Here is a 24,958-nt window from a genome sequence, read left to right as displayed (position 1 = left end):
TCATGAAAGATCTCCATTTAGAAAAAGATATGAACCCCAACGTGGCAATTTTGTATGCAACGGTTACTGATACATTTAAACGATTGCAAAGGTTAGTCGAAGGTATTGAAAAGAACGAACTATCCTATAAAGGGTCTGAAAATAATGAAAATAACATTGGACAGCTACTTCAGCATTTAGCAGTAGTCAATTTACACTGGGTGTACCGTTTAAAAGGAGAGGGAGTTCCGCCTGCACTTGAAAATAAATATGGACCAATGTTGAATGAAATGGGAAAATTGCCTAGTTTAAGAAAGTACAAATTACAAGAATTAATGCAAGATTATGAAGCTGTGCAACATATGTTTTATGAGGAATGTATGAAACTAACAGAAAATGATTTAACACGAGAAGTTTTTTATGAAAAGGGAGAAAATGCGACTATAAGGTGGGGAATATGGCATATAGCCGATCATAATCGGTACCATCAAGCTCATATTAGTCGATTACGAAAGTTATATAGAAGTAGACCGCATGTATGATTAAATTTTTGAATATTAATTATATTCATTTTGTTATATAGTAGAAAAAGAAACTATATAAGGGGTTTTATAATGAAAGCTATTGCAGTAGGGATATTGGCATCGTTTTTCTTTGCCTTTACCTTTGTGTTAAACCGGTCGATGGACTTAGGGGGCGGGAGTTGGATTTGGAGTGCATCACTACGGTATTACTTTATGGTTCCAATGCTACTACTTATTGTCATGTATAGAGGGAATTTAAAACAACTCTTGCAATATATGAAAAACAATCCGAAAGAGTGGTTGTTATGGAGTATTGTAGGGTTTGGTCTCTTTTATGCACCGCTTAGTTTCGCGGGTGCGTTTGGACCGGGGTGGCTTGTCGCTTCGACTTGGCAAATTACAATAGTTGCAGGGATTTTGTTAACACCATTTTTTGCGGTAGACCCATTACATAAAAAACTTCCAATGAAAGAATTAGTAATGTCAGGCATTATTTTATTCGGTGTTGTTCTTATGCAAGTAGAACACGCTTCTTCTTTAGGGATTCGTGAAACCATTTTATGTGTGGTTCCTGTACTCATTGCTGCGTTTGCATATCCACTTGGAAATAGAAAAATGATGCAAGTATGTAAGGGCGAATTAGATGTCTTCCAACGAGTTCTCGGTATGACATTAGCAAGTTTACCATTTTGGTTTTTACTATCTGGTTATGAAGTATCAACAGGCGGACTACCGTCAAGTAGTCAAGTTTTCCAATGTTTTATTGTAGCAGTTAGTTCAGGGTTAATCGCAACGGTATTATTCTTCTTTGCGACAGATCTTGTAAAAGATGATCCGCAAAAATTAGCAACAGTCGAGGCGACACAGTCTGGTGAAGTTTTATTTGCATTAGTAGGAGAGCTGCTCTGGTTATCGGCTCCAATTCCGTCTTCTTTATCGTGGGTTGGAATGAGTCTTGTAATTGTCGGAATGATACTTCATAGTTATGTAGCTGTAGTTGTGAAAAAAGAAGAGAAAATAACGGCATAAAAAGATTAGCTCTTTTTCAATAAAGAGCTAATCTTTTTTCATGAGAAAGGATGGAGATAGGATGTTACAACGTGTTGAGCATTTAGAAATAGATCCCATTAAAAAAGTATTAAAGCATGCGACCGGTCCGAGTGAAGCAAGCTTATTTAAAGCAGTTTCAATGTATAAAAATGATCAGGCAGTGCTATATAAATATGGGAATAAGGGTTGCATAGGTATAGCGCTAATTCATACAAATAGAGCGAGAATGTGTCACATAGCTGTTGATGAAAAATATCGCAATCAAGGAATTGCACTTCAAATGATTAAAGAAATAATTAGGGAATATGAGTTAACATATATTGAGGCTGAGACAGATACAGAGGCAGTCGGATTTTACAAGAAATGTAACTTTAAGATTGAAAGCTTGGGAGAGAAATATCTGGGGGTAGAGAGGTTTTATTGTTATTTAGAGAATGAATAAAATAAATAGCTCATCATTTGTGATGGGCTATTTCATATTAGTATAAATTAAGATTGCTAGATTGAAAGTTTTTGATTGTGTTTACCTTTCTATATTTATTTTAAATTAATATACAATAATTTAACTGTTTCCGATATGATAAAAACGACAGAGGTATAGTAATTGGAATGATTAAGTTAAAAATTAAGAAAAATATGATAATATATGTATGTATTAGTTTAAAGCAAAATGGGGGAACAATCGTGAAAATGAATGACATAGTGGCGAATACACAATTTCCAAATACAATCGAAACAATTACAAATGATTTAAAAGCATTAGGGATAGAAAAGGGAATAACAGTTATTGTACATTCTTCATTAAGTTCAATCGGTTGGATATCAGGCGGTGCAGTTGCCGTAGTAGAAGCGTTAATGAAAGTTGTTACAGAAGAAGGAACGATAATTATGCCGACGCAATCTTCGGATTTATCCGATCCAAAACATTGGTCAAGACCACCTGTACCAGAAGAATGGTGGCAAATTATTCGGGATAACGTCCCAGCATTTGATCCACGTATAACACCAACAAGGGCAATGGGAGAAGTAGTTGAATGTTTTCGTACATATCCGAATGTATTGCGCAGTAATCATCCACTCAGTAGTTTTGCAGCATGGGGGCAACACGCAGAAGAAATTACAGCGAATCATTCACTTTCCATAAGTTTTGGTGAAGAATCGCCATTACGAAAAATATACGATTTAGATGGATACATATTATTACTTGGTGTTGGTTATGACTCTAATACGTCTATACATTTATCTGAGGTACGTACAGGTGCACGCGAGTTAATAAAGGTAGGAGCACCTATTATAGAAGAAGGTGTAAGAGTATGGAAAGAATTCGTTGAAATGGATTACGATTCTGATACGTTTGTAGAAATCGGAGTTGAATATGAGCTTAAAGGAACAGTTACGCGTGGGAAGATAGGGAATGCGACGTGCCGTTTTATGAGGCAGCGTGATGCAGTTGACTTTGGAACAGAGTGGTTTCGTGCGAAAAATCAGTAAGGGATGGTTATTATGCAGGAGAAAAAAGTATTAATTACGAGCGGCGGCTGCCTAGAAAAATGGGATCAAGTACGTGGACATACAAATTTAGCAAAAGGTACGATTGGAAGAATTATTGCGGAAGAGCTAATGACAAAGGGCGCACATGTAATATATTTGCATGGCTATTTCGCTGAGAAGCCAATGGATGTAAATAACCAATTAGAATTGCACCCATTTGAGGGGATTATTGATTTACAAGATAAGATGAAAAGTATTATTACACATGAAAAAGTAGATGCAGTTATTATGGCTGCTGCTGGCTCAGATTGGGTTGTCGAAAAGATTTGTGATCAAGATGGAAATGTTCTTAATATGAACGGAAAGATTTCAAGTGACATCGCTCCAATTATTCATTTTCAAAAAGCGCCAAAAGTATTAAAACAAATAAAGAGTTGGGATCCAGAAACGATACTCGTTGGCTTTAAACTTGAAAGTGACGTAAATGAAGCAGAACTTATTGAAAGAGCAAGTAAAAGAATGGAAGATGCAAAAGCAAGTGTAATGGTAGCAAACTCACCGCATTCTTTATATTCTCGCGGTGCTGTGCATCACGTTATTGGACAAGACGGTAATGTGAAGTTATGTAATGGGAAAGATGAAACTGCAAAAGAAATTGTCAATATGTTAGAGCATTTATGTAATCGTATCACTGCGATGTAAATTTAAGCTTTTAGAAAGAGATGCAGTCGCATAGTATGTAATGGAGTTAATATTAAATTAGTGGGGGAACTTAGCCCTCACTAATTATTAAATTGAGTCAATGGAATAAATAGGCCATTAGCTGCTCGTAAATGTGTAATACATGATATATGCATAATGAACATTTTGTGAGGAGTGGATTGTATGGAACATTTATTAAAGCAAGCTATTAAACTTAGAAATGAAAAGAAATATGCGCAGTCTAGAGAGATACTTATAGGATTAACAAACTTTACGAGGGATGCAGAAGTACTATATCAATGTGCTTGGATACATGATGTAATGGGTCTTGAAACGGAGGCGGTTCCGTATTATGAACAGGCAATTGCGAACGGACTTGATGGTGAATCCCTTTGCGGTGCGTATATCGGTCTTGGCAGTACGTATCGTTGTATAGGGGAATATGATAAAGCGATTACTTTATTAGAAGCAGGGATAAAGAAGTTCCCGGAAAATGACGTGATGAAAGTGTTTTTATCATTAGCAAAATATAACGTAAACGAACATGAAGAAGCGATGAAATTACTGTTAGAGACAGTTGTGAAAGTAGATGAGATAAAAGAATTTGAACGTGCTATTTCATTTTATAAAGACCATTTAAATGAGGTTTTTGAATAGAGGAGAGAAGGAATGAATCCATCAATTTCAAGAAGGAAAAAAGGCATTTGGATTGGACTCGTATCTTTAATTATGTTATCAAACTATTTATTGTATGCCCTGCCAATAGTGCCAGCTGCCCCGAAAGAAGTAGTCCTCGGTTCATTATTAGATTTTATGTTTGTAATTCCAGTCATCACATATTTCTTTATTATACGGAAAAGATATTCATTAACGTATATGTTTCCTGTAGTTATAGCTGGATATGTATTCGCAAGATTTATAATTCCTAGTGATTATTTACAAGCTTTTTCATTTGTTTCGTATGTAATAGTTGCTGGAGAAATTGTGTTCGTATGTTTTGAACTGTTTCTTATATATAAAATTATAAGAGTACTTCCTAAAATAATAAAACGATATAAAGAATATAGAAGTGAGTATTCTTCATTTTCTTATGCGATTGATGCAGCGTTTGATGCTACTATGAAAAGAAGTAAGGCTGTAAGTATCATTCTTACTGAGTGTAAATTAATCTATTATGCATTTTTATCGTGGCGTGAAAAAGTACCAGATGGTGAATGCACATATTCCTATCACAAAAAGACCGGCGCTATAGGTGTTTATATTATGATTATTCACGCAACAGTAATTGAAAGTATCGGTTTTCACTATTTACTTCATCAATGGAATCCAGTAATAGCTTGGATTTTACTCATACTAAACGTATATGCGATGATTTATTTTTTAACTGAAATACAAGCGATGCGTAAAAATCCAATTGTCGTAACAGAAGAACAAGTTATCATTCAAATTGGATTAGGAAAGAAAGTTGTATTGCCATTTACACAAATTGATAATATTGCATTCTACAAGGGGGAATCCCTAACAGCAAAAGAAGAAAAAGAGGTGCTGGATGCAACTGTTATGGAGTTCATAAAAGAACCTGCTACTTTTGAAATAACGCTAAAAGAGCCAGTGAAAGTGCAGTTGTTGTATGGATTTACTAAAACAGTAAGTCGTGTTCACTTAAATGTTGATGAGAAACGAAAATTTTATGATGCGGTTACTGAAAGGTTAAAACATATGAATGGTGGATAGTGAAAAACTCCTTCTAAATAAGAAGGAGTTTTATTGTGTAATTGTAGACCGTACACTTCTTTATCGCTATATAAACGGATATAATTAAGACTAGAAATAGCATAAGGGGAAACAAAAAAATGAATAAATTACGAACACCTAAAAGTGAAATTATAGAAAGAAAAATCCGATATGACTCGACAATAGTAGATCACAATTGCTTAATACTTGAAAAGAAATCGCAAAGTATCGTGTTATTTTATGAGGTTCAGTATTCATTTACGATGAATACAAATGATTCGAGTTTAACAATCCAAAAAGGAAGTTACACCATTGCATACTACTGGGAAAATCGTCCGTACAATTTATACATATGGAGAGATAAGAACGGAATGTATTTAGGCGCTTATTTTAATGTTGTAAAAAATACGCAAATAACAGACGAACTAGTGTCATTTGAAGACTTAATTATTGATATTATGGTAATGCCAAGTGGAGAATGTTTTATTTTAGATGAGGATGAGTTACCTGAGCCCTTAGAGAGTTTTGAAGGTGGCTATGTGGATGAAGCTCTTTATGTATTAAAGGAAATAATTCAAAAGTCGCTTCCTCAAATGATTGTAGAGACAGAAATGGTGCGGCTAAAATAAAGTTTAATCGATTTGAAAAGAGAATACGTGTTTAATGAAAATGAGTAGTCTCAAGTTATATGATCTAACTTTTTTGATAAATCTAAGGTTAGAAGCATATTTCTTGGGATTACTCTTTTTTTGTAGGAATTTTGTTGCTTAGTTTCTAAATTGATTTTTAAATTTATCAAATAAGATTGACTGAATCAAGTTCAGTCGTTTATGATTGAATCAGATTCAGTCGTGGTAAAAAACATAGTAGGAGATGACGTATGAAAAGAATATCAAAAGAACCCGATATAAGACGCCAAGAGTTAATGGATATTGGTTTTGAACTATATATGAAAAATGGTATGGGAGGATTTAGCATAAAAGATGTTGTTAGTCGGGCTGGTGTAGCAACAGGGTTGTTTTACTATTACTTTAAATCTAAAGAAGATTTTGTTGATGAGACTTTAAATAGCTTCATTGTGAAAAATATGGAGTTAATTGAAGAAATACTTATTTCAAATGAACGGTCTGTAATGCAGAAGATGAAAGATTCTCTAGATATATTTTGGACATTTATTGAAAAATTAGCACCCTATAAAAATGTGAGTTCGTTTCAGACGGAACAACATTTTCAACTGGAACAGAAATTATTCACACGAATTCAACCATTAATTCGACAAGTAATTGAAGAAGGAGTGAAAACGGGGATTTTTTATACTGACAACTCCTCATTAGCTTCTGGATTTATTTTATACGGTCTTAGCAGTATTGCTCATTCAGAAGTAAAGTTGAATCTAGATACGAAGCAAGAAATGGTTAATTTAGTATTAACTACACTACGATACGATCAAAAAGAAGGTGAATGTATATGAAGATTATTATCGATGGAAACAATATTTCGCAAGAGCAACTTACAAAATGGAAAAGAGAACGTATTAAAAAAGCATTAAATACATTAGGACATAAAGGGCCTGAAATAAATGATACAGACGTCATGATAAAAAAGCTAACGGAAGTAAAGTTTAAATATTCATATAATGAAATGTATGATAAACTGAAATCAAAACTTAGATTAAGTGGAATAGGTATGCGTATCTGTACTGTTTTATCTGGTGATAGACGAAAATTTTCAAAAACAAGCATCTATTTAGATGGGATTACAGCAGAAGAAGCTATAAATGGAATTGATAGTTTTATGCTTGAACAATCACGTGAAAATAATCAAGTGAATTTATCGGCTTGTCCTGATCACTATGTACTAAGCCCCTTTGGGGAAAATGAATTAGAGGTTATCGAAACTACAGGTAATTCTCCGTTCCCAGTTCAATTTTTCATTGTTTTTGGTGACGAAACGGGATTGAAAACACCTAGAGATAAGTCTTACCAATACCAATCAACAGGTGTTGCACGTATGAAAGATGGTACTATTATTGGTGGAGTTCGGCATCAATTTAAAGATATTGATACTGGGATAGAAGTAAGTCTAGTTGTTGAGTTCCCAGCACTTTGTCCTAATAGTCTTATTAAATCACATCAAATGCATTTAGCATGTGAGTTTTCTTATTGGTTACAGCGGATTAAGGACCATAAAAAATAGTAAGTGAAAAATACCTTTCAAATAAAGAAATATACAATTTTTATGAATATAAATCGAACTGTATTTCAAACAAACAGTAACGATGTTCAAACGAATCATATGTGTCTTTAAATAAAGACTAGTTAACTTATAGGAAATGTTTTTATAATATGTAGTTAATTCTATAACGTATCGCTGATTGGAAAAACCGAATCCATTCATTTATATGAATCAGTTCAAGGAGGGGGAAGAAGTGGCAGAACTGTTATTCCCTTTATTAAAAGACGAGAAGCAACAAGAAAATAAAATCGTTGGTGAAATGATAGCTGATGCATATGCTTTAAAAAAATAGTGAGAAATAAAAAACTCGCAAGTTTTTAAGCTTGCGGGTTTTCATCGTAAACAATTAATAAATATGATAAAATTAAGAGGTAACTTATGGTACGGTTGGTTGTTCAATTATCACTTCTCCAAAGTAGGAGGGGGGTGATAATACGTGAGTGAAATTACGTTGCTGCTGCAAGGTGGACTGTTTCTCATTGCATTGTTAACGTTTATTGTCGTCTTAATTGACAAGCTCAAAAAATAACAACCCACCTATGCCTATAGAAAGTGGGTTGTTGTGTTTGTACGAAACAAATAGGATAAATGAACAATCCAATCTGCTAAGTTACGTGGACTAGTGTGTAGCCGCACACTAGTCTTTTTTATTTATATACAGGTTTTAATTGTTTTATGTGATTGTATTGTTCTTTTCACACTCATTATAACACAGTGTCTTTTCATGAAGAAAGGAGACCGTATGTTCCTATATGGATTAAATAGAACGTGTAGTTTCTTTAAATAGCCCATCCATATACTGTTTTAAACTTTCCACAAAAAATCCTTTTTTGTCTACATTATTTACGCCGACAATTGGTGATGGAAGATTGTATCTTTTTTCTGATAAATGAACAACAACATCAAAAATATCAAATAGGCGAATGAAGCAGAATAGACCGTCTTTATCACTAAGTAAAATAAAGTAATGGTTTTCGCTCGTTGTATTTAATGTATTCCATAAAGAGCTTTTGCTTAAGTCACGAACGATACTCTTTTCCTTTAATTCCATGAAATCGGCATTTAATAGAATGGTAGAAATATCAATCGCATCTGGATCGTCAAAGTAGCCATCAATTGTTTGTACAGCAAAAGTATAAGCCATTTTTAATACACTCATTTTATATTTACGGTTATCTAAAAGCAATTCACGTTGAATAGAACTAGCTACTTTTGTTACGCGCTCTTCTTTCCAAATTTCATTATGTAATGAAATATCGTGCTTTTTACATAGTTTCATAATTAATGCATTGGAATAAAGTATCTCATCACTTACTTCGACTACATCTGTCTCAGCGGCTGCTAGCTCCTCACCATGTTCATTCGTATAGAGAGGGGAATCGATTTGTTTTTTCATTTGCTCAATCTTATATTGACTTAATTTATGTCTAATTAAAGGACGATCAATATTTGTTGTCATATGTTCATGACATGAATCACAAATTGAATTTATGAAATAATATCCACATAATATCTCTGGAATGACATATTGTTCACTAAGTTCTTTCGTATCTTTTCTGCAAATGATGCATTGTGTCATATTTATCACCTTTACCTGCAAATTTGTCTGTAATCTCATTGTAGTGTATTTAATGGGATTTTGGAATATTGTAAAGGAAAATATTATGTGAAATCTAAGTTTAATTTGGTACAATGGAGAGAAGTGCTAGTTTAAAGGAGGACGTTTTTTTGAAATCGAAAGTGCACTTTTGGACATTAGAAGTGCTGATGGTTGTAGGAATTATATTTATTTGCACAAAAATATCGTTTCTATTTCAACCGATTGGTATCTTCATATCAACATTATTTTTCCCAATTTTAATCGCGTTATTTTTATACTTCATATTTAACCCATTGTTAGTCTTTTTGGAGAATAAAAAAGTACCTAGAGGTTTAGCGATTTTACTACTGTATCTTTTTATCATCACATTAACTGGAGTTGCTATTGGAGTAGTTGTTCCAACCATCTCACAACAGTTAATGGATTTAGTAAAAAATATGCCGACTTACATAAAAGAGGGAAAAGTATACATACAAGATCTATCCCATCATAGATTATTTGAATGGCTATCTACACAAAACTACGTTTCCATTGAGACAATTGAGAAAAATGCAATTGAATACTTAAAGGAAATACCAAACACACTTACGTCGAGTGCAACGGCTTTATTTGGTATTATCACGAACGTGGCGTTAGTTATCTTTACAGTACCGTTCATTTTATTTTATATGTTTAAAGATGGACATGCATTTCCAGGAAAAGCTGTTAGTGTATTACCAGAGTCTTACCGTGAAGAAGGACTTCGTATCATAAAGGAAACGAACGAAACATTATCTGCATATATTCAAGGTCAAGCGCTCGTTTGTATGTTTATTGGTGCCTTTACATTTACTGGTTATTTAATCATCGGTTTACCGTATGCTTTCGTTTTAGGAATTATCGCAGCATTTACAAATATAATTCCGAACTTAGGTCCATTTATCGGAGCAGCACCAGCTGTCATTATAGGTCTGTTCGTATCTCCGATGCAAGCTCTGTACGTAATTATTATAGTAACAATCGTACAACAGTTTGAAAGTAACATCATTTCACCGCGTATTATGAGTTCAAAATTAAATATCCATCCGTTGACAATTATCATCCTTATTTTAGGGGTAGGTAATTTCGCGGGAATTATCGGAATGATTTTAGCAGTACCAGCTTATGCGGTAACAAAAACAGTTGTTTCGAACTTAGTGAGATTGTTTAAGACGAAACGAAGTAAACGGAAATAGAATATGTTGAGAAAGATACACCGCTTAATAAAAAGGGGTGTATCTTTTATTTTTTAGTGTATGAAATACTTATTATTGTATATTTTTTACACATCAAATCAGGCGGTGAATTTTTGTTAAATGAACTATGTGGAATCCCTCTGAACTATCCAAATCATTTCTTTACACCGCGTTATTAACATCATAATCGACTCCTTTCATTTCTAATATAAGTTCAAACAATTATAGGTGAGTGTAGTACTTGCTTCTACGATCACGAATTTCATCTATAATCTTTTTATACTGTTCCTCTTGTTTTACTTCATTTGCAGATATAGTTTCTTTTTGAATCGTAATGGTTAAAAAGAAAAGGTGAAACTTCATACATGAATTCCTCCTTTCGAATAGGAATTACAGGTGACTACAATAATGACTTTGTCGTTCTTTTACGTTGTACATAGCCTGCTCAATTTGTCGGTCATGAAGCATATCAGACTCAGACAGTTTGTTTTTTTGAATGGTAATTGTTAAAAATAATACTCTGAATTTCATTGGATATTACCCCTTTATAATTTATTTAGTAAAGACGATTGTAATAAGAGGACTGACGCTCTTTCACATCATCCATAATATTTTTAATTTGTTGTTCACGAGAAATTTCATCTTTTGAAAGTTTACGCTTTTGAATGGTAATCGTTAAAAAGAAAGCTTTAAATTTCATTAGGATATTACCCCTTTATAATTTATTTAGTAAAGACGATTGTAATAAGAGGACTGGCGCTCTTTCACATCATCCATAATGTTTTTTATTTGTTGTTCACGAGAAATTTCATCTTTTGAAAGTTTGTGTTTTTGAATGGTAATTGTTAAAAAGAAAGCCTTAAATTTCATTAGGAAATTACCCCTTTATAATTTATTTAGTAAAGGCGATTGTAATAAGAGGACTGACGCTCTTTTACTTCGTCCATAATAATTTTAATTTGTTGTTCACGTAAGATTTCAGCTTTTGAAGATTTACGTTTTTGAATGGTGATAGTTAAAAAGAAAGCTTTGAATTTCATTAGGATATTGCCCCTTTAAAAAAAATTTTAATACATTTGTGTATAATACGAACTTTTAATGTCCGTTATTTTATCCATAGTTTGTTTTAATTGTTGTTTACGAAAGATTTCAGCTTCAGATAACGTTTTTTTCTGAAGTGCTGTCGTAAAAAAGAAAATATGAAAAGTCATGGACGAATTCCTCCTTCCGAAAAGGAATTACAGGTGATCGCAATAAAGCACTTGGCGCTCCTTAACATCATTCATAGCTTTTGTAATTTGCTCATTATGAAGAATTTCAGCTTTGGAAAGTGTATTTCTTTGAATCGTAATACTTAAAAACAATACGCTAATAGTCATCGAATGTTGCTCCTTTCTTTAAAAAATAATGTATGAGACTAAAAAATCGCACGAAAAAGCCACAGGAAGATAGCGTTTTCCTATGGCTGGGCGTGAAAAAGCCACAGGAAAGTATACGACCTCCTGTGGCGAATTTATGAATTAATAGAAATAAAGTACGATTTTCAATTCTCCGTTAGGGTGGTCGAATTCATATTTAATTGTCCGAAAAACACAGGTGCAGTTAACGCTAAAGTTAAAGCATGTAATTGTAATTTCATCATTTCCTTCGACCTCCTTTTAGAATATTTTTCTTACGTTAGTAATTATATACAATTAATGGATAATTGTAAACGTAAAAAGTGAAAATTTTTAATTTTGATTAAAATGCGTATATTTAAAAGGGCTTTTTAAAGGATACATTGTATGGATTGGATAATAAATAGAACGTGGGGGTGTCTAATGAAGTATATGAATAGAATAGCAGGTGTTATGCTAACAATTTTATTAGTTGTTACTGCTTGTTCTAATGGGGAGCAAATAAAAGAAATATCACATATTGAACCTGGGGCTTTTAAAAAATATATGGGGACATACGTTGGAAATAATTCCGATGTGTTTGCGATTGTTACAAACTTACCTGGTGGTGAAACAGTTCAAAGTATAAATTTGAAAAATGAGAAGATCGCGGTGAAATACGGTGAGAAAAAGAGCGGTAACTTAACAGAAGATATCATTGAGACGTATTGGTTTGACGAAAAGGATACGATGAAAAAGAACTTTCTCTTTAATGCTATTTATCTTGCAGTTTTAGTACCGAATGCGAAAGGGTATGAGTTTCAGATTGAAAATCAAAGTTTTGCATTAAAAAGAGAAGAACTTTTACCCATACTGTATAAAGAATTTAATGATTTGCCAAAGGATGATCTTATATGGAATAAGGGAATCGTAATGAATTTCTTTTACGGTAATCAAGAAAAAATAGAAAAGCTAGTTAATAATAAAGATTTTCGAAAGCAATTTTTTAATGAACATCCTGTGCGGAAATCTAAGTGATATGGAGGAAGATGTGGTTATTTTATGATTGAAAATACAGACATTTTTTTAAGGGAGTCATTCAGTATTGAATGATTCTTTTTTTGATGAAAATTATGGAAAAAAATATAACGTTGTGCTATGGTTGATTACATAAGTAATGAACCTATGAACCTAAGGTGGTGAAATCGTGAAACCTACTCTAGAACAAAATAAGTTAATATACATACAAATTGCAGAAACAATTGAATCTGATATTTTAAAAGACATATTACTTGAAGAAGAACAAGTTCCGTCGACAAATCAATTTGCGAAGATGTTACAAATTAATCCGGCTACAGCTGCAAAAGGAGTAAATCTACTAGTAGATGAGGGGATTTTATATAAAAAGAGAGGGATCGGGATGTTTGTTACAAAGGGAGCAAAAGAAGTCGTACTAAAAAAAAGACAAAATACTTTTATGACCGAGTATTTACCTAAAGTGTGGGAAGAAGCAAAAGTACTAGAAATATCAAAAGACGAATTGATGGACATGATACACAAAATTACGAAGGAGGGGAAAGAGGGATGATTGCACTTGAAACGAAAAACTTGTCTAAAAAATATAAAAAGAAATTAGCTGTTAACGAAGTAACTATTTCATTGGAAGAGCATAAAATATATGGTTTGCTTGGAAGAAACGGAGCGGGGAAAACAACTTTATTAAACATACTCGCAGGTCAGATTATTTCAAGTAGTGGAAGCGTATCTGTATTTGGTGAAAATGTATTTGAAAATAGTAAAGCGATGCGAAATATTTGTTTCGTAAAGGTGAAAGAAAACATTAATTTAAGTAGTAAGGTAAAAGATGTTTTTTATTTGTGTAACATGTTTTATGAAAATTGGGATCAAGAATATGCTGAGGAACTTATTAAAAAATTTCAATTGAATGCAAAAGAAAAGTATTATGATTTATCCCATGGTATTCAAACAATTGTTGGTATTATTAAAGGTTTAGCTAGTAGAGCACCAATTACTATTTTTGATGAGCCGACTACCGGTTTAGATGCAGCACATCGAGAGTTGTTTTACGAATTACTATTGGAAGATTATAGTGAATATCCACGAACAATCATCTTATCAACACATTTAGTTGAGGAAGTGTCCCATGTTATAGAAAATGTAATCATATTAAAAGAAGGATCATTAGCTGTTCAATCCTCTGTGGAAGATTTTTTAGAAAAAGGACACATAATATCAGGACATAAAGATAAAGTGACAAATTTTTTAATGGGGAAAAATGTTGTAAAACAAGAGTTGTATGGGAATAAAGAGATTTCTGCGATATGGGGAGATCTTTCTGCTAGAGATTATGAGCTGATAGAAACTGAAGGGTTAGAAATAGACAGAGTAACACTGCAAAAACTATTTATTTATCTAACAGATAATGAGGTGAAATGAAAATGCTTTTAAAACAATTAAAGTTACATATGAAATTTCATTATAAGGCTATTCTTATCTTTTGGTGTGTGGCATTACTTATAAAATGGACAACAACTGCAACTGATATAAAGGGACTAAAGGTAGCATTTTTACATGATATCTTCAATAATTCATCTATTGCAATTGCAATATTTATTGTGGCAAGTGTTTTTCTTGTTCAAGATGACATATTTCGTACAGTTGTCTCATTTGGCGTTACTAGATTACAATTCTTTATTGGTTCAGTATGTTTTATCATATTACAATCAGTAATTTTTTCATTTCTACAAGTTTTGCTTTTACAAGGTACATTTTATGAAACGAAACATATAAATTTAGGAGCACATACAATCGAACAATTCTTTGCACAGTTCGTGTTCTATCTATTATTAGCTAGCTTATTTCAATTAACAACTATTTTTCAGAAAAGATTTAATTGGATAGGCTTTGCTTTTAGTGTGATTTTTTTCTTGGGGTTGACGAGTACAATTTATGGTAAGGTAGGTTTGAAAGAATTGGTATTTATTGATAGTAAATCGTTACTTGATATACCCAATTTTATATCAATTTCGATAGTACTTATTTTAATATACTTTATAATTAGCGCTCTATTTATTCGTAAAGTTTCTTTTGAGGATACGATTTAAGCACAAATACTTTAAGAGAGAAGGAAGACTGTATGGGAGATACTTCTTCACTAATAACCGTCTTTTTATGCGTGGCACTGCTAATTTTTTGGCGACGATATCGTTCTATGTATAAGCCGATAAAGGGAACGGGAAAACGTATTTTGTGGCCATTACTATTTTTAACACCGGGTATTTTATTGTTTTTTGGTCCAGTACATCCAGCTATATTACAAGTGACTATAGCAGCATCCATTGGGGTGATTTTCGCAATCCCACTTATATTTCTAACAAACTATGAGCGAAGAGAAGACGGAAACATTTATACGAAAAAAAGTGCTGCCTTTTTAATTACTTTTATCGGAATTGTTATTTTAAGATATAGTTCAAGACAATATATCGTTGGCTTAGATCCGCAAATAATTGGTTTATTATTTTACGTCGTTGCGGTGTCTTATATTATTCCGTGGAGAATTGCTTGTTATATAAAATTCAGGAAAGTTTGGCGCAGGAATAGTAATCATGTGATATAAAAATAAAAACTTCTCATTTGAGAAGTTTTTATTTTTATGGGCTATTTGCTTGTAATACAAGTTTCGAAACATCTTTAACAGAACCTATTTCAAATGCCCTCATACGAGCATTTACTGCACGTTTAAATTGCTCTGTTTGAGTTGTCGCTCCTGTAACAGTTGGGAGAAAACATAGCACAGAGCTAGCAACTGAAATAGCGAAGGATATTCCTAGTTTTCATGAGAAGTTAAATTGTGTAATTGATAGAATTAGTGTGGAACGAATTGGTGAGAATGGAGAATCAATTATTGAATTTGAAGTACCATTGCAAAAAAGCTGACAAAAGTCAGCTTTTTTATTTCGAACTATGAAGTAAAGCACCAATTGCACCACTATAACCGCCGTCTTGTAAAAAGACTGGTATTTTGTTTTGATATTCTGTATAGCTACTAATAATATTTTGAAGATGTACGTTATTACATAGAGTAGAACCGATGTAAATGATATGGTCAATATTTTTTGCTTCGGCGAATTGAAGACTTAATGCTGTGACGACTTCACCGACAAGTCCTTGAACGGTAGCTAGTATATCTGAACTACTATAATTTGAGTCTGTAATGGTCGCTTTTCCGAAATTGCTAGCAGTTAAGTTATTATCAAGAGGGGAGAGAATCCCGCCATAAATATCTCCAACTGTAATATCTAGACTGTTTCTTGAACCAATTTTCGTAAGCGGAATCATGTCTTCAAAATGATCTATATTTGTTAATAGTTTTGAAAGACCCATAATAGTACCACCGCCAACTCCAGTTCCACCAGCGCGAACATATTGCTTGTCGTGAACATAGTGAATGGAAGTACCTGTACCGATATTTGTTAATACAAAGCTGTTTATAGCACGTTTTTCTTCTTTTAGTATGTATCGTACTCCTGCTAAAGTAGCTTCAAACTCGTTTAATTCTACTATTTTATATGAACTTGAAAGGAGTTGTTCTAAATGTGTAGCTTTACCACCTGTAATGCATAATTGTGTAATTGAATTATTATTATGAAGCCATTCTTTAATTCTTTCATGTTCATATGAATAAAATTTTTCAAAAACTAATTTGTTCATTTCGTTAAAGTAAGCAATTTTTGTTAATGTTCCCCCAGCATCAATACCAACAACATTCCGCATTTCCCTACCCCTTACTATGTAATCTGTTTAATCAGCTTGATATATTAATAGCTTTTCAATGGTAACGATTGATTGACCGTTTACAGAGGCAATTCCTTTCCCAAGAACAAAACCTCGTCTGTTACGTGTTAATTCATAATGTAAGTCAAGTTTATCACCGGGATACGCATTTTCATGAAATTCCACCCCATCTAAAGAGGAGAGGAAACCAAGTCCTTCAGATTCACCTGTACTTACAAAAGCACTAAGTTGAGCCAGTGCTTCTACAATTAGCATATGAGGCATATAGTTTTGATTTTCATTAATAAACCACTCGTTATTTGTGATCAGTTTGTATCCTATAGCTGATTGAGATTCTTTAACGTTTGTAATTTTATCAATCATTAAAAATGGATAGCGATGGGGAAGAGTATCTTTAATATTCATATTGTACCTCCAGGAATAATAATACCCCTGCTAAAGTTAAGCAGGGGAGTTATTATTAATTTTCAACTAATTCCGCTACTTTTTCAATAGAGAAAATACCGCTGTTTTTAATGTTTTCAACTGCTTCTTGTAATACTACTTTATCTTGAACAAGTGCAATACGTACAAAACCTTCGCCATGAGGACCAAATGCATGGCCTGGTGTGACAACGACATTTGCACGATCCATAAGTGCATAAGCGAACTCTAGCGAAGTCCATCCTTTCGGAATTTCAGCCCAAACGAACATACTTCCAGCTGGTTTATCGACATTCCAACCGAATTTGCGGAATCCGTCCACTAAAGTATCTCTACGTTCTTGGTAAATTCCACGGTTTTTTTCGCAAAATGCAGCGCCGTGTCGTAATGCAGCGGATGCAGCTTTTTGAATTGGTAAAAACACACCGTAATCTGTATTAGACTTAAATTGCGTAAGCGCGCCGACAATTTCTTCGTTACCAATCATATAACCAATACGGCTACCAGCTAAACTATAACTTTTAGATAAAGAATTAATTTCAACGCCAACTTCTTTTGCACCAGGTACAGATAAGAAGCTAATTGGCTTTTGACCATCAAAATAAAATTCAGCATAAGCAAAATCATGGACAACGATAATATTATGTTTTTTCGCGAATGCGATTACATCTTTAAAGAAATCTTCATGTGCCATTGCTGGAACTGGATTTCCTGGGAAGTTCAAAATCATCATCTTTGCTTTATTGGCGATTTCTTCAGGGATAACTTCTAAGTTAGGTAAGAAATCATTTTCTTTTTTTAATGGCATGTAGTAAGATGTTGCACCGGCCATTTGAATTCCTGTTTCATAAGCTGTATATCCTGGATCAGGAACTAGTATTATATCTCCCGGATTTGCAAAAACCATCGGTAAATGAACGAGTCCGTCTTGTGAACCCATTAATAATAAAACTTCTTTTTCAGCATTTAATATAACGTTATGAGTGTTGTTGTAATATTCAGTTACAGCTTCGTGAAATTCTTGTATGCCTGTTAATGTGTATCCATAGCTTTCTTTTTCACTCGCCGTATGTACCATTGCTTCTCTTACGAAATCAGCAGGAGGCATATCGGGATTCCCGATACTTAAATCAATCATTTTATGACCTACTGCAATTTTCTCTTTTTTATAGGCCCCTAATTCACTAAATATAGAAGACTGGAATGCTTTCATTCTAGTTGCTAATGTATAAGTCATCAAAACCCCTCCTAAAAACAGTGTTTTCTTTCTGTATTTTTAATTATTCTGAAAACACATGTTTACATTTTATCATTTTTTTATGAAAATTAAAACGATTGACAAATTTAGAGGGAGGATAGTAAGGGGGAAATAAAAATAACGCAGAAAATATTTTCCACGTTATAAATGACAATTATTTGTTTGTTTTTTTGTATGTACATGTTTTTTCAGTTGTAAAAAAGTATACATTTAATTTATTATCGACAACTTTTAAAGATTGATCCGATGTAAACGAGTTACCATAATCAATACGATACACGTTAGAATTTTTAACAAAGGATCCTTTAAATAAATCCTCTTTTTTATTTGTTGTTTGCATTTCCACTAAATTGTGAACAACCTTTTCTTTCTTTTCTTCTTTTACAACTGTTTCAAATTTATAATATACAGGGCATTCACCTTTTTTATTATCAATGACTTCCCAAGAGCCGTATATATCATTATTGCTACATCCACTAAGTAGAACGATTAATATAGGGAAAATAAATAGAAACTTTTTCATTGTGTACTCCTTTCTTATTAGTTTTTATAAACGTGCGAATACGATAGGAATATTGTAAAAAATAAAGTTTAAATTTTTATAAAGAATTATTAAATTTCACATAAAAATTTGGAGAAAGGTGAGATTTTCAAAATAAAAAGGCATGAATCTAGTGTAATGCTAGATTCATGCCTAGTTCTCTATCTTATGTTATGTTTTTTGAGGATAAATGAAGCGGAAAGAAGAATGACAATTCCATTTACAATATATACATTTACAATAACGAAGACTAGGTTAGCTGCTCCCAAACCACCTTTATCGAATATAGAGGTGAATGCTGTAGTAGTCAAAAAAATAATGGGAGTTAACAATAAAAATAGGAAACCTGCAACAATCCTTCTTTTAAAGTTATTTTGAGATAAGGAAATGGCTAAAAAATTAAGGACGCCAAACATGATCAATGAAAAAAGAAGGATAATTAATAATTGGATGCCATCAGACATTTCCACAGCTCCTTTTTGAAAAATCTATAATTTATTTTATTCGAAAGTAGTAGGGGATAATCCTTTAAATATTTGAACTACATAAAGAAAATAGATTTTAATCCTAGAAATTCAAAAAGAATGGACCCAGTATAATACGGGATCCATTCTTAAAAAGTATTAGTTTTATAAATTCGCAGATTGTGACGTTTGTTTTTCAAATTGTTTCTGCTTAGATAAGGAAATAAAAATAATCAACAACGAAATGACTCCGAAGATGAGAACCATATATTGTAACCCAATCGTATCTAAGAAGAAGCCAGTTCCAAGTAAGACAATTTGGAACATAACTCTCTCAAACATATTACGGAATGAGAAGAGGCGACCGTGATAGCTTTTTTCTACTTTCGTTTGGAAAATTGTCGACATAATAGGGAAGAAACAGCCGACACTAAAGCCAAACAAACCAAACGATGTAAGAGCCATCCATTTTATATCGCTAAAGAACAATAAAAGGTGTGCAAAAGCGGTACAAACAGCGAAGAAATATAATAATTTTTCAGGTTTGAAATGGTCAGATAAACGTTTAATAACGAAGGCACCTAACATAAATGCGACACCTTCAATTGTATATATAAATCCTTTTATCGTTGGATCATGTTGCATTTCGCTAATGTTAATAACCATTAAATTGAATCCAGCTATAAATAATAGAGGGATAATACTTAATATAAGTGCTGTAAAAGCAATAGGAATTCCTTTTAAAATACGAAACACTTCCATAAAGCTATTATCTTTAGCCGATTCTTTACTTGATGTAGTTGACTTTTTATCTTCAAATTGTAGGAAGAAAGTTGAGAGGAATAATAAAGCGTATGCTGCCATTGAGAAGGCATACATATACTGTAAACTCATTACAACTAAAAGAATTCCACCTAGTGAAGTACCCGCAATACGAGCGATTGTACCAACATTCATATGTACACCGTTCATCTGTAATAACTCATGCTCACGAACGATTAGAGGAATTACAGATTGTAATGCAGGGAAATAAAATGCAGCTGAAATTTGAAGTGCAACCATAAATGCAATCATGAATGCGATACTTTCATATTGAATGGCGGAAAACATGAAAATAACACTAATAACACGACCGAAGCCAGCGTAAAGAAGAACTTTCTTTTTTTCATATTGATCAATAACACGCCCAGCCATTGGACCAACTAGAACACCAGCTAACAGTCCGATAAATAATATAACGGATTTCATAAAATCAGAAGGGACGTATTTTTGCATAAATTCAAGATTCCCAAGAATACCAAGCCATAACCCTAGACCAGCAATAAACTCCCCAATTAACACAATCCAAACATTTTTATTACGCCACATAATGTAAAACCTCTCTGTCTTTTAAAATGAAAAACTCGTATATAAAACCTCCTTATTTTATGTATTATTTTTAACGAACTTTTTTAGAGTCAGAGTCTATATTACGTGTTTCATTAATGGATTTCAATCTTTTTGATTTGTAAAAAAATGATGAATTAAGTGATACAATGGGTAACTAAAAATACAAAAAATTCACAAATAAATTCAAAGGGAAGGTAAGTGTGGGGAAAATAAAAAAAGTAAGAACGCAGATAATGCGTCTTACTTTTCTCAAAAAACCAAAATAGATTAAATTAGCAACACTTATGATCTTGTCCAATAGCTAAGCCGCTAAAAGACAGAGGACCAACAATGTCTGCACTTGCACCACTAGTAAGGTTTTCTACAGTTAATGAATACTCGTGAGTCCCGCAGCTAACATTTTGATCTATAGCTTGAAATGTTTGCGCGTAAAATTGCTCAGAATCTGTAGATTCAATCCCTACTTGAGCGTTGAAGATTTCTGTATTGTCACGGAAAATTCGGAATAAAACTTGTGAAATCTCAGTTATACCTTTAACCCCAACTGTAGCAATTAATTCTACTCGATTATTACGTGAATCTCTTCTTGAAATTTTTAATTTAATACTTGCTAGAATTGCTTTTTCTGGGGAATGGGGAATTACAAAAGTTGTTTCACCTGTTTTATTTAAAGGTTGAGTAGCTTGATAATCAATGATATGAGTCATATTCGTCACCTCCTCATATACTAAAATATGAAGGTAACGATGAATTAGCTTGGACATATACTATAAGATTTTAAGAGAATTGAGGAGTAATGTTGAATAAAGGGAGATAATATAAAAGCATCAAGAAAAAATCCCAATTATGAGAGTCATTTTTTGATGCTTTTCATACTTTAGGCGGAATATTCTTCTTTACGTACTTCGAAGAATTCATTCCGGCGTAAGTAATTAAAAATTTTTTCCGAAACCTCTTCTTCATGAGACACTAAGAATCGTTGATCAAAAGCATAGAAAGATTGACCTTTAATTAATTTTACGTAGTATATTTTACACGCCTCCTTTAAATTAGGATTCTTAAATACTTTATATTATGATGACCTATCTGGTTGTTAATAATACTTAAAGTTTCAAAGGGGAGAAGTATAAATTCAAAAAAACATTGAAATAGCTTACAAATCTGTAATGTTTTTGTCACCTTTGCCGATAGTTAAAATTAACCAGTATCTTCTATACTACAAATAGGTTCCATAAAACAAGGGGGTAGAAAGATGGAGGAAGTAATTGGAGAAGTTGTAGCAGGGATTTGTGAATTTGTAGTTGAAGTTACGGTGGATGTTTTAGGAGATTTAGTTTCCGGAAATGATGAAGAGAAAGAAACATTATAAAATTTGTAAAAAGTTTAAAGATAAACAATGTGTAAAAGCTGATTTCTAAAGGGAAGTCAGCTTTTATATTTTTTACATTATATTAATAATATCTAAATATTAATCTGTTACGATATTAATGAAATCAATAAAGGAGCTGACCGATATGAATATGCCGAATTCTAGATGTGATGTACCTGATTCTAATACGATTGTAGCGAATATAAATGAAAAAGAATATCACTTTATTGTTCGTATACATCCACTTGCAGGAAAGATGATAGCGCTATTTGAAAATGGGAAAGAATATGGCTTGCTTGATAAGGAAATCGCTAGTAGGGATAAATTTATTAGGTCAGAGCTTACTAAGTTGAAGCATTTCAACATAGATATTCTTTATGATAGTCCTGGGTTGATATGGATTGGCATGGACCAATATGGATTGCATGCAAGAGAGGCTACTAATAGCGAAGTAGAAGTTATTGTGAAGTTACAGGGGGATTAGACGTGTAAGAAGATCCTCAAATTTAAGAGATACTTTGTGGGGGTGTGGGATAATTCCCCATAACCTTTTTTGTTTTGTGCTTAAAAATAAAAGAGTTAAATTTTTTTGATAGAAGGTCTCTAGTACAAGAGACGAGACTAAACTAAAAGAGGATTTGAAATTATATAAAGAGAACTTATAAATTAAATATAATACTTTATAGAAAGAAGATGATAAAAGTGAGTAAAGAAGAACTTGTGAAACAACAATTTGGTAGTAATGCAGAGAAGTATGTGAAAAGTAAAATTCATGCAAAAGGACTGGATTTACAATATGTAGTTCAGCAAGTTGAAACTCGTCATAATACTCGTCTTCTTGATATTGCTACTGGTGGTGGACATGTTGCTAATTTGTTAGCCCCAATGTTCAAAGAGGTAGTCGCTCTTGATTTAACAGAAAAAATGTTAGAAAAAGCAAAAGGTTTTATAGAAGGGAACGGACATGAAAATGTATCATTTGTAGCAGGACATGCAGAAAGGTTACCATTTGCTGATGATTCCTTTGATACAATTACATGCCGAATTGCAGCACATCACTTTGTTGATCCTTTGCAATTTATTTTTGAAGTAAATCGAACGTTAGAAGATAATGGATTATTTATATTAATTGATAACGTTTCACCAGAAAATAATGAGTTTGATACATTTTATAACTTTATCGAAAAGAAGAGAGATCCAAGCCATGAACGAGCTTTGAAAAAAACAGAATGGATTACTTTATTAGAAAAACATGGTTTGCAAATGCAGTCATGTCATACTTTTGACAAGAAGTTCGATTTTGATTGGTGGTGCGATATGATGGATGTTCCTATGCAAAAACGTGTAAAGTTAACAGAGTGTATGATGAAAACATCAAATGAAATGCAAGAATTTTTCAAAATTCAATTTGGAAACAATAAAATAGAATCGTTTTATACTGAAATGGCACTGTTCGTATGTAAAAAAAGTTCAACATTAAAAAGATAAATTTCTTGCAGTCTTTCTGATGTACGATATACTTAGTACAGAGAAAATGAGAATTGAGGAATAGTAATAATGATTCGTGTACGTATTGAGGGAACTGAGGAAGAGATGCTTGAATTTTTAGAGAAAATGCCTGACATTCCTGGGTTTGAAAAAACACATATGAGAGAACCGAGAAAAGGGAATAATCCGAAATATGATTCAAGCAAAAGTGTACTAGCATATTTATCTTATAAAAAGATTGAAGTCGCCAATAAATAGGCGGCTTTTTTAATTATCTCTGTTTCACCGCCTTGTCTTTTTCGCATAATAATAATAGTAGATTATGCTGGAGAGGGGTGAGGAAAGTTAATAAAAAAATAATCTTTTTCGGAGATTTTGGTATTGATGATGCAGTAACGTTAATTTATGCGAATAAAACATGCAAATTAGATATTATCGGTATCGTTGCAGAGTATGGAAATGTATCAAGAGAAATTGTTACGGAAAATGTTTATTTTTTAGAAAGATACTATGCTACAAAAGTGAAGATTATTGAAGGTGCCAGTAGACCAATGACAGCTGAAGAACCTTTGTTTTTCCCTGAAATTCATGGGGATCACGGTTTAGGTCCAATTATTCCACCGAAAATGAGAATTTGTGACAGAGAAAATTTTTGTGAATTGATTAAATTAATTGAGCCTTGTCCAGAAGATATTATTATAGTGGCGACGGGACGATTAACAACACTTGCAACATTATTTTTATTGTACCCCAATTTAATGAATCGAGTATGTTCTTATTATATAATGGGCGGTGTTTTTCTATTTCCGGGAAACGTTACACCTGTATCAGAAGCTAATTTTTACGGCGATCCAATTGCCGCGAATATCGTTATGAAATATGCGCAGAATGCTACAATATATCCGTTAAATGTAACGCAGCGTGCTCTTATTACCCCTGAAATGGTCGATATTATTGATAAAGAAGGAACAGGGCAGGCGAAACTCATAAAGCCAATGATCGATTTTTATTACGAGAACTTTTACAAAAAAGAATATCCAGGTATTGCTGGGAGTCCGATTCACGATTTACTTCCGTTCATTTCATTTATAAATGATGATATTTTTGAATATAAAAAATCAGCAGTTTGGATTAGTACGACGAATGATGTAACGAGAGGTCAAAGTGTTGCAGATTTTAGAAAAATAGCTGAGCCAACGACGTTTGATAATCGTCCTATACAAAAAATTGCCGTTGAATTTAATTATCAAGCGTTTAAAGACGAATTTATGAGAACAATATTGAAGCCAGATTGTCCTTAAAAGGG

Annotated in this window: 38 protein-coding genes and 2 pseudogenes; 23 read left to right on the top strand and 17 right to left on the bottom strand. The window is 32.8% G+C overall.

What is annotated here, in order from left to right; genetic code table 11:
* The first annotated feature begins 2 nt into the window (after positions 1–2).
* From MHH59_RS14705 to MHH59_RS14650, 12 genes and pseudogenes are all read left to right on the top strand, one after another.
* Positions 3–521, top strand: coding sequence for a DinB family protein (locus tag MHH59_RS14705; RefSeq protein ID WP_340851607.1), 519 nt, complete (start codon positions 3–5; stop codon positions 519–521).
* A gap of 72 nt (positions 522–593) precedes the next feature.
* On the top strand, positions 594–1,532 hold the full coding sequence (locus MHH59_RS14700) for a DMT family transporter (RefSeq protein ID WP_002013410.1): 939 nt from the start codon (positions 594–596) through the stop codon (positions 1,530–1,532).
* A gap of 61 nt (positions 1,533–1,593) precedes the next feature.
* A complete protein-coding gene (locus MHH59_RS14695; protein ID WP_002127840.1) occupies positions 1,594–1,995 on the top strand; it encodes a GNAT family N-acetyltransferase in 402 nt (133 codons plus the stop codon).
* Positions 1,996–2,243: 248 nt separating this feature from the next.
* The gene (locus MHH59_RS14690; protein ID WP_131243733.1) at positions 2,244–3,044 is read left to right on the top strand and encodes an aminoglycoside N(3)-acetyltransferase; all 801 of its coding nucleotides are present in this window, start codon (positions 2,244–2,246) and stop codon (positions 3,042–3,044) included.
* 12 nt (positions 3,045–3,056) lie between these two features.
* Positions 3,057–3,746: a phosphopantothenoylcysteine decarboxylase domain-containing protein gene (locus MHH59_RS14685; protein WP_002127835.1), complete on the top strand. Its 690-nt coding sequence runs from the start codon at positions 3,057–3,059 to the stop codon at positions 3,744–3,746.
* Positions 3,747–3,929: 183 nt separating this feature from the next.
* A complete protein-coding gene (locus tag MHH59_RS14680) occupies positions 3,930–4,403 on the top strand; it encodes a tetratricopeptide repeat protein (RefSeq protein ID WP_002013416.1) in 474 nt (157 codons plus the stop codon).
* A 12-nt stretch (positions 4,404–4,415) separates the two neighbouring features.
* Positions 4,416–5,480, top strand: coding sequence for a hypothetical protein (locus tag MHH59_RS14675; protein ID WP_340851603.1), 1,065 nt, complete (start codon positions 4,416–4,418; stop codon positions 5,478–5,480).
* A gap of 119 nt (positions 5,481–5,599) precedes the next feature.
* Positions 5,600–6,109, top strand: a complete 510-nt coding sequence (locus MHH59_RS14670; protein ID WP_201056664.1) for a DUF402 domain-containing protein — start codon at positions 5,600–5,602, stop codon at positions 6,107–6,109.
* Positions 6,110–6,360: 251 nt separating this feature from the next.
* Complete coding sequence (locus tag MHH59_RS14665) at positions 6,361–6,951, top strand: TetR/AcrR family transcriptional regulator (RefSeq protein ID WP_002127831.1); 591 nt, start codon at positions 6,361–6,363, stop codon at positions 6,949–6,951.
* A complete protein-coding gene (locus tag MHH59_RS14660) occupies positions 6,948–7,676 on the top strand; it encodes a hypothetical protein (RefSeq protein ID WP_340851602.1) in 729 nt (242 codons plus the stop codon). The genes MHH59_RS14665 and MHH59_RS14660 overlap by 4 nt, the downstream gene beginning before the upstream one ends.
* A gap of 217 nt (positions 7,677–7,893) precedes the next feature.
* Positions 7,894–8,007 (top strand): annotated as a pseudogene (locus MHH59_RS14655) (alkanesulfonate monooxygenase); the annotation flags it as partial.
* A 144-nt stretch (positions 8,008–8,151) separates the two neighbouring features.
* Positions 8,152–8,244 (top strand): putative holin-like toxin, encoded by a 93-nt coding sequence (locus MHH59_RS14650; protein ID WP_087945754.1) that lies wholly within the window; start codon positions 8,152–8,154, stop codon positions 8,242–8,244.
* A gap of 228 nt (positions 8,245–8,472) precedes the next feature.
* On the opposite strand, the gene MHH59_RS14645 is transcribed toward MHH59_RS14650, so the two are convergent.
* Positions 8,473–9,294: an HNH endonuclease gene (locus MHH59_RS14645; RefSeq protein ID WP_000189680.1), complete on the bottom strand. Its 822-nt coding sequence runs from the start codon at positions 9,292–9,294 to the stop codon at positions 8,473–8,475.
* Between the two features lie 149 nt (positions 9,295–9,443).
* Here MHH59_RS14645 and MHH59_RS14640 point away from each other — a divergent pair, with 149 nt between their 5' ends.
* The gene (locus MHH59_RS14640) at positions 9,444–10,529 is read left to right on the top strand and encodes an AI-2E family transporter (protein ID WP_000837889.1); all 1,086 of its coding nucleotides are present in this window, start codon (positions 9,444–9,446) and stop codon (positions 10,527–10,529) included.
* A 222-nt stretch (positions 10,530–10,751) separates the two neighbouring features.
* Here MHH59_RS14640 and MHH59_RS14635 read toward each other — a convergent pair whose 3' ends face one another.
* From MHH59_RS14635 to MHH59_RS14605, 7 genes are read right to left on the bottom strand one after another with little or no spacing between them, the layout of a single operon-like run.
* Positions 10,752–10,892 (bottom strand): YrzI family small protein, encoded by a 141-nt coding sequence (locus tag MHH59_RS14635; RefSeq protein WP_002065956.1) that lies wholly within the window; start codon positions 10,890–10,892, stop codon positions 10,752–10,754.
* A 27-nt stretch (positions 10,893–10,919) separates the two neighbouring features.
* Complete coding sequence (locus tag MHH59_RS14630; protein WP_000672237.1) at positions 10,920–11,060, bottom strand: YrzI family small protein; 141 nt, start codon at positions 11,058–11,060, stop codon at positions 10,920–10,922.
* 25 nt (positions 11,061–11,085) lie between these two features.
* The gene (locus MHH59_RS14625; RefSeq protein ID WP_002013394.1) at positions 11,086–11,229 is read right to left on the bottom strand and encodes a YrzI family small protein; all 144 of its coding nucleotides are present in this window, start codon (positions 11,227–11,229) and stop codon (positions 11,086–11,088) included.
* Positions 11,230–11,255: 26 nt separating this feature from the next.
* Positions 11,256–11,399, bottom strand: a complete 144-nt coding sequence (locus tag MHH59_RS14620; protein ID WP_000668953.1) for a YrzI family small protein — start codon at positions 11,397–11,399, stop codon at positions 11,256–11,258.
* A gap of 26 nt (positions 11,400–11,425) precedes the next feature.
* A complete protein-coding gene (locus MHH59_RS14615; RefSeq protein WP_000668987.1) occupies positions 11,426–11,569 on the bottom strand; it encodes a YrzI family small protein in 144 nt (47 codons plus the stop codon).
* A 27-nt stretch (positions 11,570–11,596) separates the two neighbouring features.
* The gene (locus MHH59_RS14610; protein ID WP_000142704.1) at positions 11,597–11,740 is read right to left on the bottom strand and encodes a YrzI family small protein; all 144 of its coding nucleotides are present in this window, start codon (positions 11,738–11,740) and stop codon (positions 11,597–11,599) included.
* A 27-nt stretch (positions 11,741–11,767) separates the two neighbouring features.
* Positions 11,768–11,908, bottom strand: a complete 141-nt coding sequence (locus tag MHH59_RS14605; protein WP_000156202.1) for a YrzI family small protein — start codon at positions 11,906–11,908, stop codon at positions 11,768–11,770.
* A gap of 441 nt (positions 11,909–12,349) precedes the next feature.
* Here MHH59_RS14605 and MHH59_RS14600 point away from each other — a divergent pair, with 441 nt between their 5' ends.
* The 5 genes from MHH59_RS14600 (at position 12,350) to MHH59_RS14580 (ending at position 15,542) form a co-directional block, all read left to right on the top strand.
* Entirely contained in the window at positions 12,350–12,943 is a 594-nt protein-coding gene (locus tag MHH59_RS14600; RefSeq protein ID WP_098632505.1) for a DUF4825 domain-containing protein, read from the top strand.
* Positions 12,944–13,112: 169 nt separating this feature from the next.
* Positions 13,113–13,493, top strand: coding sequence for a GntR family transcriptional regulator (locus MHH59_RS14595; protein WP_000805182.1), 381 nt, complete (start codon positions 13,113–13,115; stop codon positions 13,491–13,493).
* The gene (locus MHH59_RS14590) at positions 13,490–14,362 is read left to right on the top strand and encodes an ATP-binding cassette domain-containing protein (protein ID WP_002168178.1); all 873 of its coding nucleotides are present in this window, start codon (positions 13,490–13,492) and stop codon (positions 14,360–14,362) included. The genes MHH59_RS14595 and MHH59_RS14590 overlap by 4 nt, the downstream gene beginning before the upstream one ends.
* On the top strand, positions 14,359–15,030 hold the full coding sequence (locus MHH59_RS14585) for a DUF4052 family protein (RefSeq protein ID WP_000783094.1): 672 nt from the start codon (positions 14,359–14,361) through the stop codon (positions 15,028–15,030). The genes MHH59_RS14590 and MHH59_RS14585 overlap by 4 nt, the downstream gene beginning before the upstream one ends.
* A 32-nt stretch (positions 15,031–15,062) precedes the next feature.
* Positions 15,063–15,542 (top strand): CcdC family protein, encoded by a 480-nt coding sequence (locus MHH59_RS14580; protein ID WP_340851601.1) that lies wholly within the window; start codon positions 15,063–15,065, stop codon positions 15,540–15,542.
* Positions 15,543–15,576: 34 nt separating this feature from the next.
* On the opposite strand, the gene MHH59_RS14575 is transcribed toward MHH59_RS14580, so the two are convergent.
* Positions 15,577–15,720 carry a hypothetical protein gene (locus MHH59_RS14575; protein WP_340851599.1) on the bottom strand — a complete coding sequence of 48 codons (144 nt, stop codon included), beginning with the start codon at positions 15,718–15,720 and terminating at the stop codon, positions 15,577–15,579.
* Between MHH59_RS14575 and MHH59_RS14570 the strand changes: the two are divergent.
* Positions 15,695–15,862, top strand: a pseudogene (locus tag MHH59_RS14570) (2'-5' RNA ligase family protein); the annotation flags it as partial. The gene MHH59_RS14575 and the pseudogene MHH59_RS14570 sit on opposite strands and share 26 nt — an antisense overlap.
* Before the next feature lie 15 nt (positions 15,863–15,877).
* On the opposite strand, the gene coaW reads toward MHH59_RS14570, so the two are convergent.
* The 8 genes from coaW to MHH59_RS14530 form a co-directional block, all read right to left on the bottom strand.
* Positions 15,878–16,699 (bottom strand): type II pantothenate kinase, encoded by an 822-nt coding sequence (gene coaW / locus MHH59_RS14565; RefSeq protein ID WP_340851597.1) that lies wholly within the window; start codon positions 16,697–16,699, stop codon positions 15,878–15,880.
* A 27-nt stretch (positions 16,700–16,726) separates the two neighbouring features.
* Positions 16,727–17,125 (bottom strand): 3-hydroxyacyl-ACP dehydratase FabZ family protein, encoded by a 399-nt coding sequence (locus MHH59_RS14560; protein WP_033729224.1) that lies wholly within the window; start codon positions 17,123–17,125, stop codon positions 16,727–16,729.
* A gap of 55 nt (positions 17,126–17,180) precedes the next feature.
* A complete protein-coding gene (locus MHH59_RS14555) occupies positions 17,181–18,380 on the bottom strand; it encodes an LL-diaminopimelate aminotransferase (RefSeq protein ID WP_340851595.1) in 1,200 nt (399 codons plus the stop codon).
* Positions 18,381–18,555: 175 nt separating this feature from the next.
* Positions 18,556–18,924, bottom strand: coding sequence for a hypothetical protein (locus tag MHH59_RS14550; protein WP_002065911.1), 369 nt, complete (start codon positions 18,922–18,924; stop codon positions 18,556–18,558).
* Positions 18,925–19,103: 179 nt separating this feature from the next.
* Positions 19,104–19,406 (bottom strand): hypothetical protein, encoded by a 303-nt coding sequence (locus tag MHH59_RS14545; RefSeq protein WP_002136836.1) that lies wholly within the window; start codon positions 19,404–19,406, stop codon positions 19,104–19,106.
* 165 nt (positions 19,407–19,571) lie between these two features.
* The gene (locus MHH59_RS14540) at positions 19,572–20,774 is read right to left on the bottom strand and encodes an MFS transporter (RefSeq protein ID WP_340851593.1); all 1,203 of its coding nucleotides are present in this window, start codon (positions 20,772–20,774) and stop codon (positions 19,572–19,574) included.
* A 293-nt stretch (positions 20,775–21,067) separates the two neighbouring features.
* Positions 21,068–21,502, bottom strand: coding sequence for an exosporium protein ExsC (gene exsC / locus MHH59_RS14535; RefSeq protein WP_002165595.1), 435 nt, complete (start codon positions 21,500–21,502; stop codon positions 21,068–21,070).
* A gap of 170 nt (positions 21,503–21,672) precedes the next feature.
* Entirely contained in the window at positions 21,673–21,825 is a 153-nt protein-coding gene (locus MHH59_RS14530; protein ID WP_078179002.1) for a YqbF domain-containing protein, read from the bottom strand.
* A gap of 484 nt (positions 21,826–22,309) precedes the next feature.
* Between MHH59_RS14530 and MHH59_RS14525 the strand changes: the two genes are divergently transcribed.
* The 4 genes from MHH59_RS14525 to MHH59_RS14510 all read left to right on the top strand — a co-directional run bounded on the left by MHH59_RS14525 (position 22,310) and on the right by MHH59_RS14510 (position 24,953).
* A complete protein-coding gene (locus MHH59_RS14525; protein WP_340851590.1) occupies positions 22,310–22,648 on the top strand; it encodes a hypothetical protein in 339 nt (112 codons plus the stop codon).
* 218 nt (positions 22,649–22,866) lie between these two features.
* Entirely contained in the window at positions 22,867–23,652 is a 786-nt protein-coding gene (locus MHH59_RS14520; RefSeq protein ID WP_002192837.1) for a class I SAM-dependent methyltransferase, read from the top strand.
* A 69-nt stretch (positions 23,653–23,721) separates the two neighbouring features.
* A complete protein-coding gene (locus MHH59_RS14515) occupies positions 23,722–23,910 on the top strand; it encodes a DUF3970 family protein (RefSeq protein ID WP_002013371.1) in 189 nt (62 codons plus the stop codon).
* A 77-nt stretch (positions 23,911–23,987) separates the two neighbouring features.
* Complete coding sequence (locus MHH59_RS14510) at positions 23,988–24,953, top strand: nucleoside hydrolase (RefSeq protein WP_002127811.1); 966 nt, start codon at positions 23,988–23,990, stop codon at positions 24,951–24,953.
* The last annotated feature ends 5 nt before the right edge of the window (positions 24,954–24,958 follow it).

The organism is Bacillus sp. FSL E2-0195, from assembly GCF_038003645.1.
GTDB classification, from domain to species: Bacteria; Bacillota; Bacilli; order Bacillales; family Bacillaceae_G; genus Bacillus_A; species Bacillus_A mycoides.
Note: the sequence above shows the minus strand (reverse complement) of the source record. Positions and strands in the feature narration are given on the sequence as shown.

Bases quoted from the DNA above. Each gene is read 5' to 3' on its own strand.
- MHH59_RS14705 (WP_340851607.1), top strand. From the start codon at position 3: ATGAAAGATCTCCATTTAGAAAAAGATATGAACCCCAACGTGGCAATT.
- MHH59_RS14700 (WP_002013410.1), top strand. From the start codon at position 594: ATGAAAGCTATTGCAGTAGGGATATTGGCATCGTTTTTCTTTGCCTTT.
- MHH59_RS14695 (WP_002127840.1), top strand. From the start codon at position 1,594: ATGTTACAACGTGTTGAGCATTTAGAAATAGATCCCATTAAAAAAGTA.
- MHH59_RS14690 (WP_131243733.1), top strand. From the start codon at position 2,244: ATGAATGACATAGTGGCGAATACACAATTTCCAAATACAATCGAAACA.
- MHH59_RS14685 (WP_002127835.1), top strand. From the start codon at position 3,057: ATGCAGGAGAAAAAAGTATTAATTACGAGCGGCGGCTGCCTAGAAAAA.
- MHH59_RS14680 (WP_002013416.1), top strand. From the start codon at position 3,930: ATGGAACATTTATTAAAGCAAGCTATTAAACTTAGAAATGAAAAGAAA.
- MHH59_RS14675 (WP_340851603.1), top strand. From the start codon at position 4,416: ATGAATCCATCAATTTCAAGAAGGAAAAAAGGCATTTGGATTGGACTC.
- MHH59_RS14670 (WP_201056664.1), top strand. From the start codon at position 5,600: ATGAATAAATTACGAACACCTAAAAGTGAAATTATAGAAAGAAAAATC.
- MHH59_RS14665 (WP_002127831.1), top strand. From the start codon at position 6,361: ATGAAAAGAATATCAAAAGAACCCGATATAAGACGCCAAGAGTTAATG.
- MHH59_RS14660 (WP_340851602.1), top strand. From the start codon at position 6,948: ATGAAGATTATTATCGATGGAAACAATATTTCGCAAGAGCAACTTACA.
- MHH59_RS14645 (WP_000189680.1), bottom strand. From the start codon at position 9,294: ATGACACAATGCATCATTTGCAGAAAAGATACGAAAGAACTTAGTGAA.
- MHH59_RS14635 (WP_002065956.1), bottom strand. From the start codon at position 10,892: ATGAAGTTTCACCTTTTCTTTTTAACCATTACGATTCAAAAAGAAACT.
- MHH59_RS14630 (WP_000672237.1), bottom strand. From the start codon at position 11,060: ATGAAATTCAGAGTATTATTTTTAACAATTACCATTCAAAAAAACAAA.
- MHH59_RS14625 (WP_002013394.1), bottom strand. From the start codon at position 11,229: ATGAAATTTAAAGCTTTCTTTTTAACGATTACCATTCAAAAGCGTAAA.
- MHH59_RS14620 (WP_000668953.1), bottom strand. From the start codon at position 11,399: ATGAAATTTAAGGCTTTCTTTTTAACAATTACCATTCAAAAACACAAA.
- MHH59_RS14615 (WP_000668987.1), bottom strand. From the start codon at position 11,569: ATGAAATTCAAAGCTTTCTTTTTAACTATCACCATTCAAAAACGTAAA.
- MHH59_RS14610 (WP_000142704.1), bottom strand. From the start codon at position 11,740: ATGACTTTTCATATTTTCTTTTTTACGACAGCACTTCAGAAAAAAACG.
- MHH59_RS14605 (WP_000156202.1), bottom strand. From the start codon at position 11,908: ATGACTATTAGCGTATTGTTTTTAAGTATTACGATTCAAAGAAATACA.
- MHH59_RS14600 (WP_098632505.1), top strand. From the start codon at position 12,350: ATGAAGTATATGAATAGAATAGCAGGTGTTATGCTAACAATTTTATTA.
- MHH59_RS14590 (WP_002168178.1), top strand. From the start codon at position 13,490: ATGATTGCACTTGAAACGAAAAACTTGTCTAAAAAATATAAAAAGAAA.
- MHH59_RS14585 (WP_000783094.1), top strand. From the start codon at position 14,359: ATGAAAATGCTTTTAAAACAATTAAAGTTACATATGAAATTTCATTAT.
- MHH59_RS14580 (WP_340851601.1), top strand. From the start codon at position 15,063: ATGGGAGATACTTCTTCACTAATAACCGTCTTTTTATGCGTGGCACTG.
- coaW (WP_340851597.1), bottom strand. From the start codon at position 16,699: ATGCGGAATGTTGTTGGTATTGATGCTGGGGGAACATTAACAAAAATT.
- MHH59_RS14560 (WP_033729224.1), bottom strand. From the start codon at position 17,125: ATGAATATTAAAGATACTCTTCCCCATCGCTATCCATTTTTAATGATT.
- MHH59_RS14555 (WP_340851595.1), bottom strand. From the start codon at position 18,380: ATGACTTATACATTAGCAACTAGAATGAAAGCATTCCAGTCTTCTATA.
- MHH59_RS14550 (WP_002065911.1), bottom strand. From the start codon at position 18,924: ATGAAAAAGTTTCTATTTATTTTCCCTATATTAATCGTTCTACTTAGT.
- MHH59_RS14545 (WP_002136836.1), bottom strand. From the start codon at position 19,406: ATGTCTGATGGCATCCAATTATTAATTATCCTTCTTTTTTCATTGATC.
- MHH59_RS14540 (WP_340851593.1), bottom strand. From the start codon at position 20,774: ATGTGGCGTAATAAAAATGTTTGGATTGTGTTAATTGGGGAGTTTATT.
- exsC (WP_002165595.1), bottom strand. From the start codon at position 21,502: ATGACTCATATCATTGATTATCAAGCTACTCAACCTTTAAATAAAACA.
- MHH59_RS14525 (WP_340851590.1), top strand. From the start codon at position 22,310: ATGAATATGCCGAATTCTAGATGTGATGTACCTGATTCTAATACGATT.
- MHH59_RS14515 (WP_002013371.1), top strand. From the start codon at position 23,722: ATGATTCGTGTACGTATTGAGGGAACTGAGGAAGAGATGCTTGAATTT.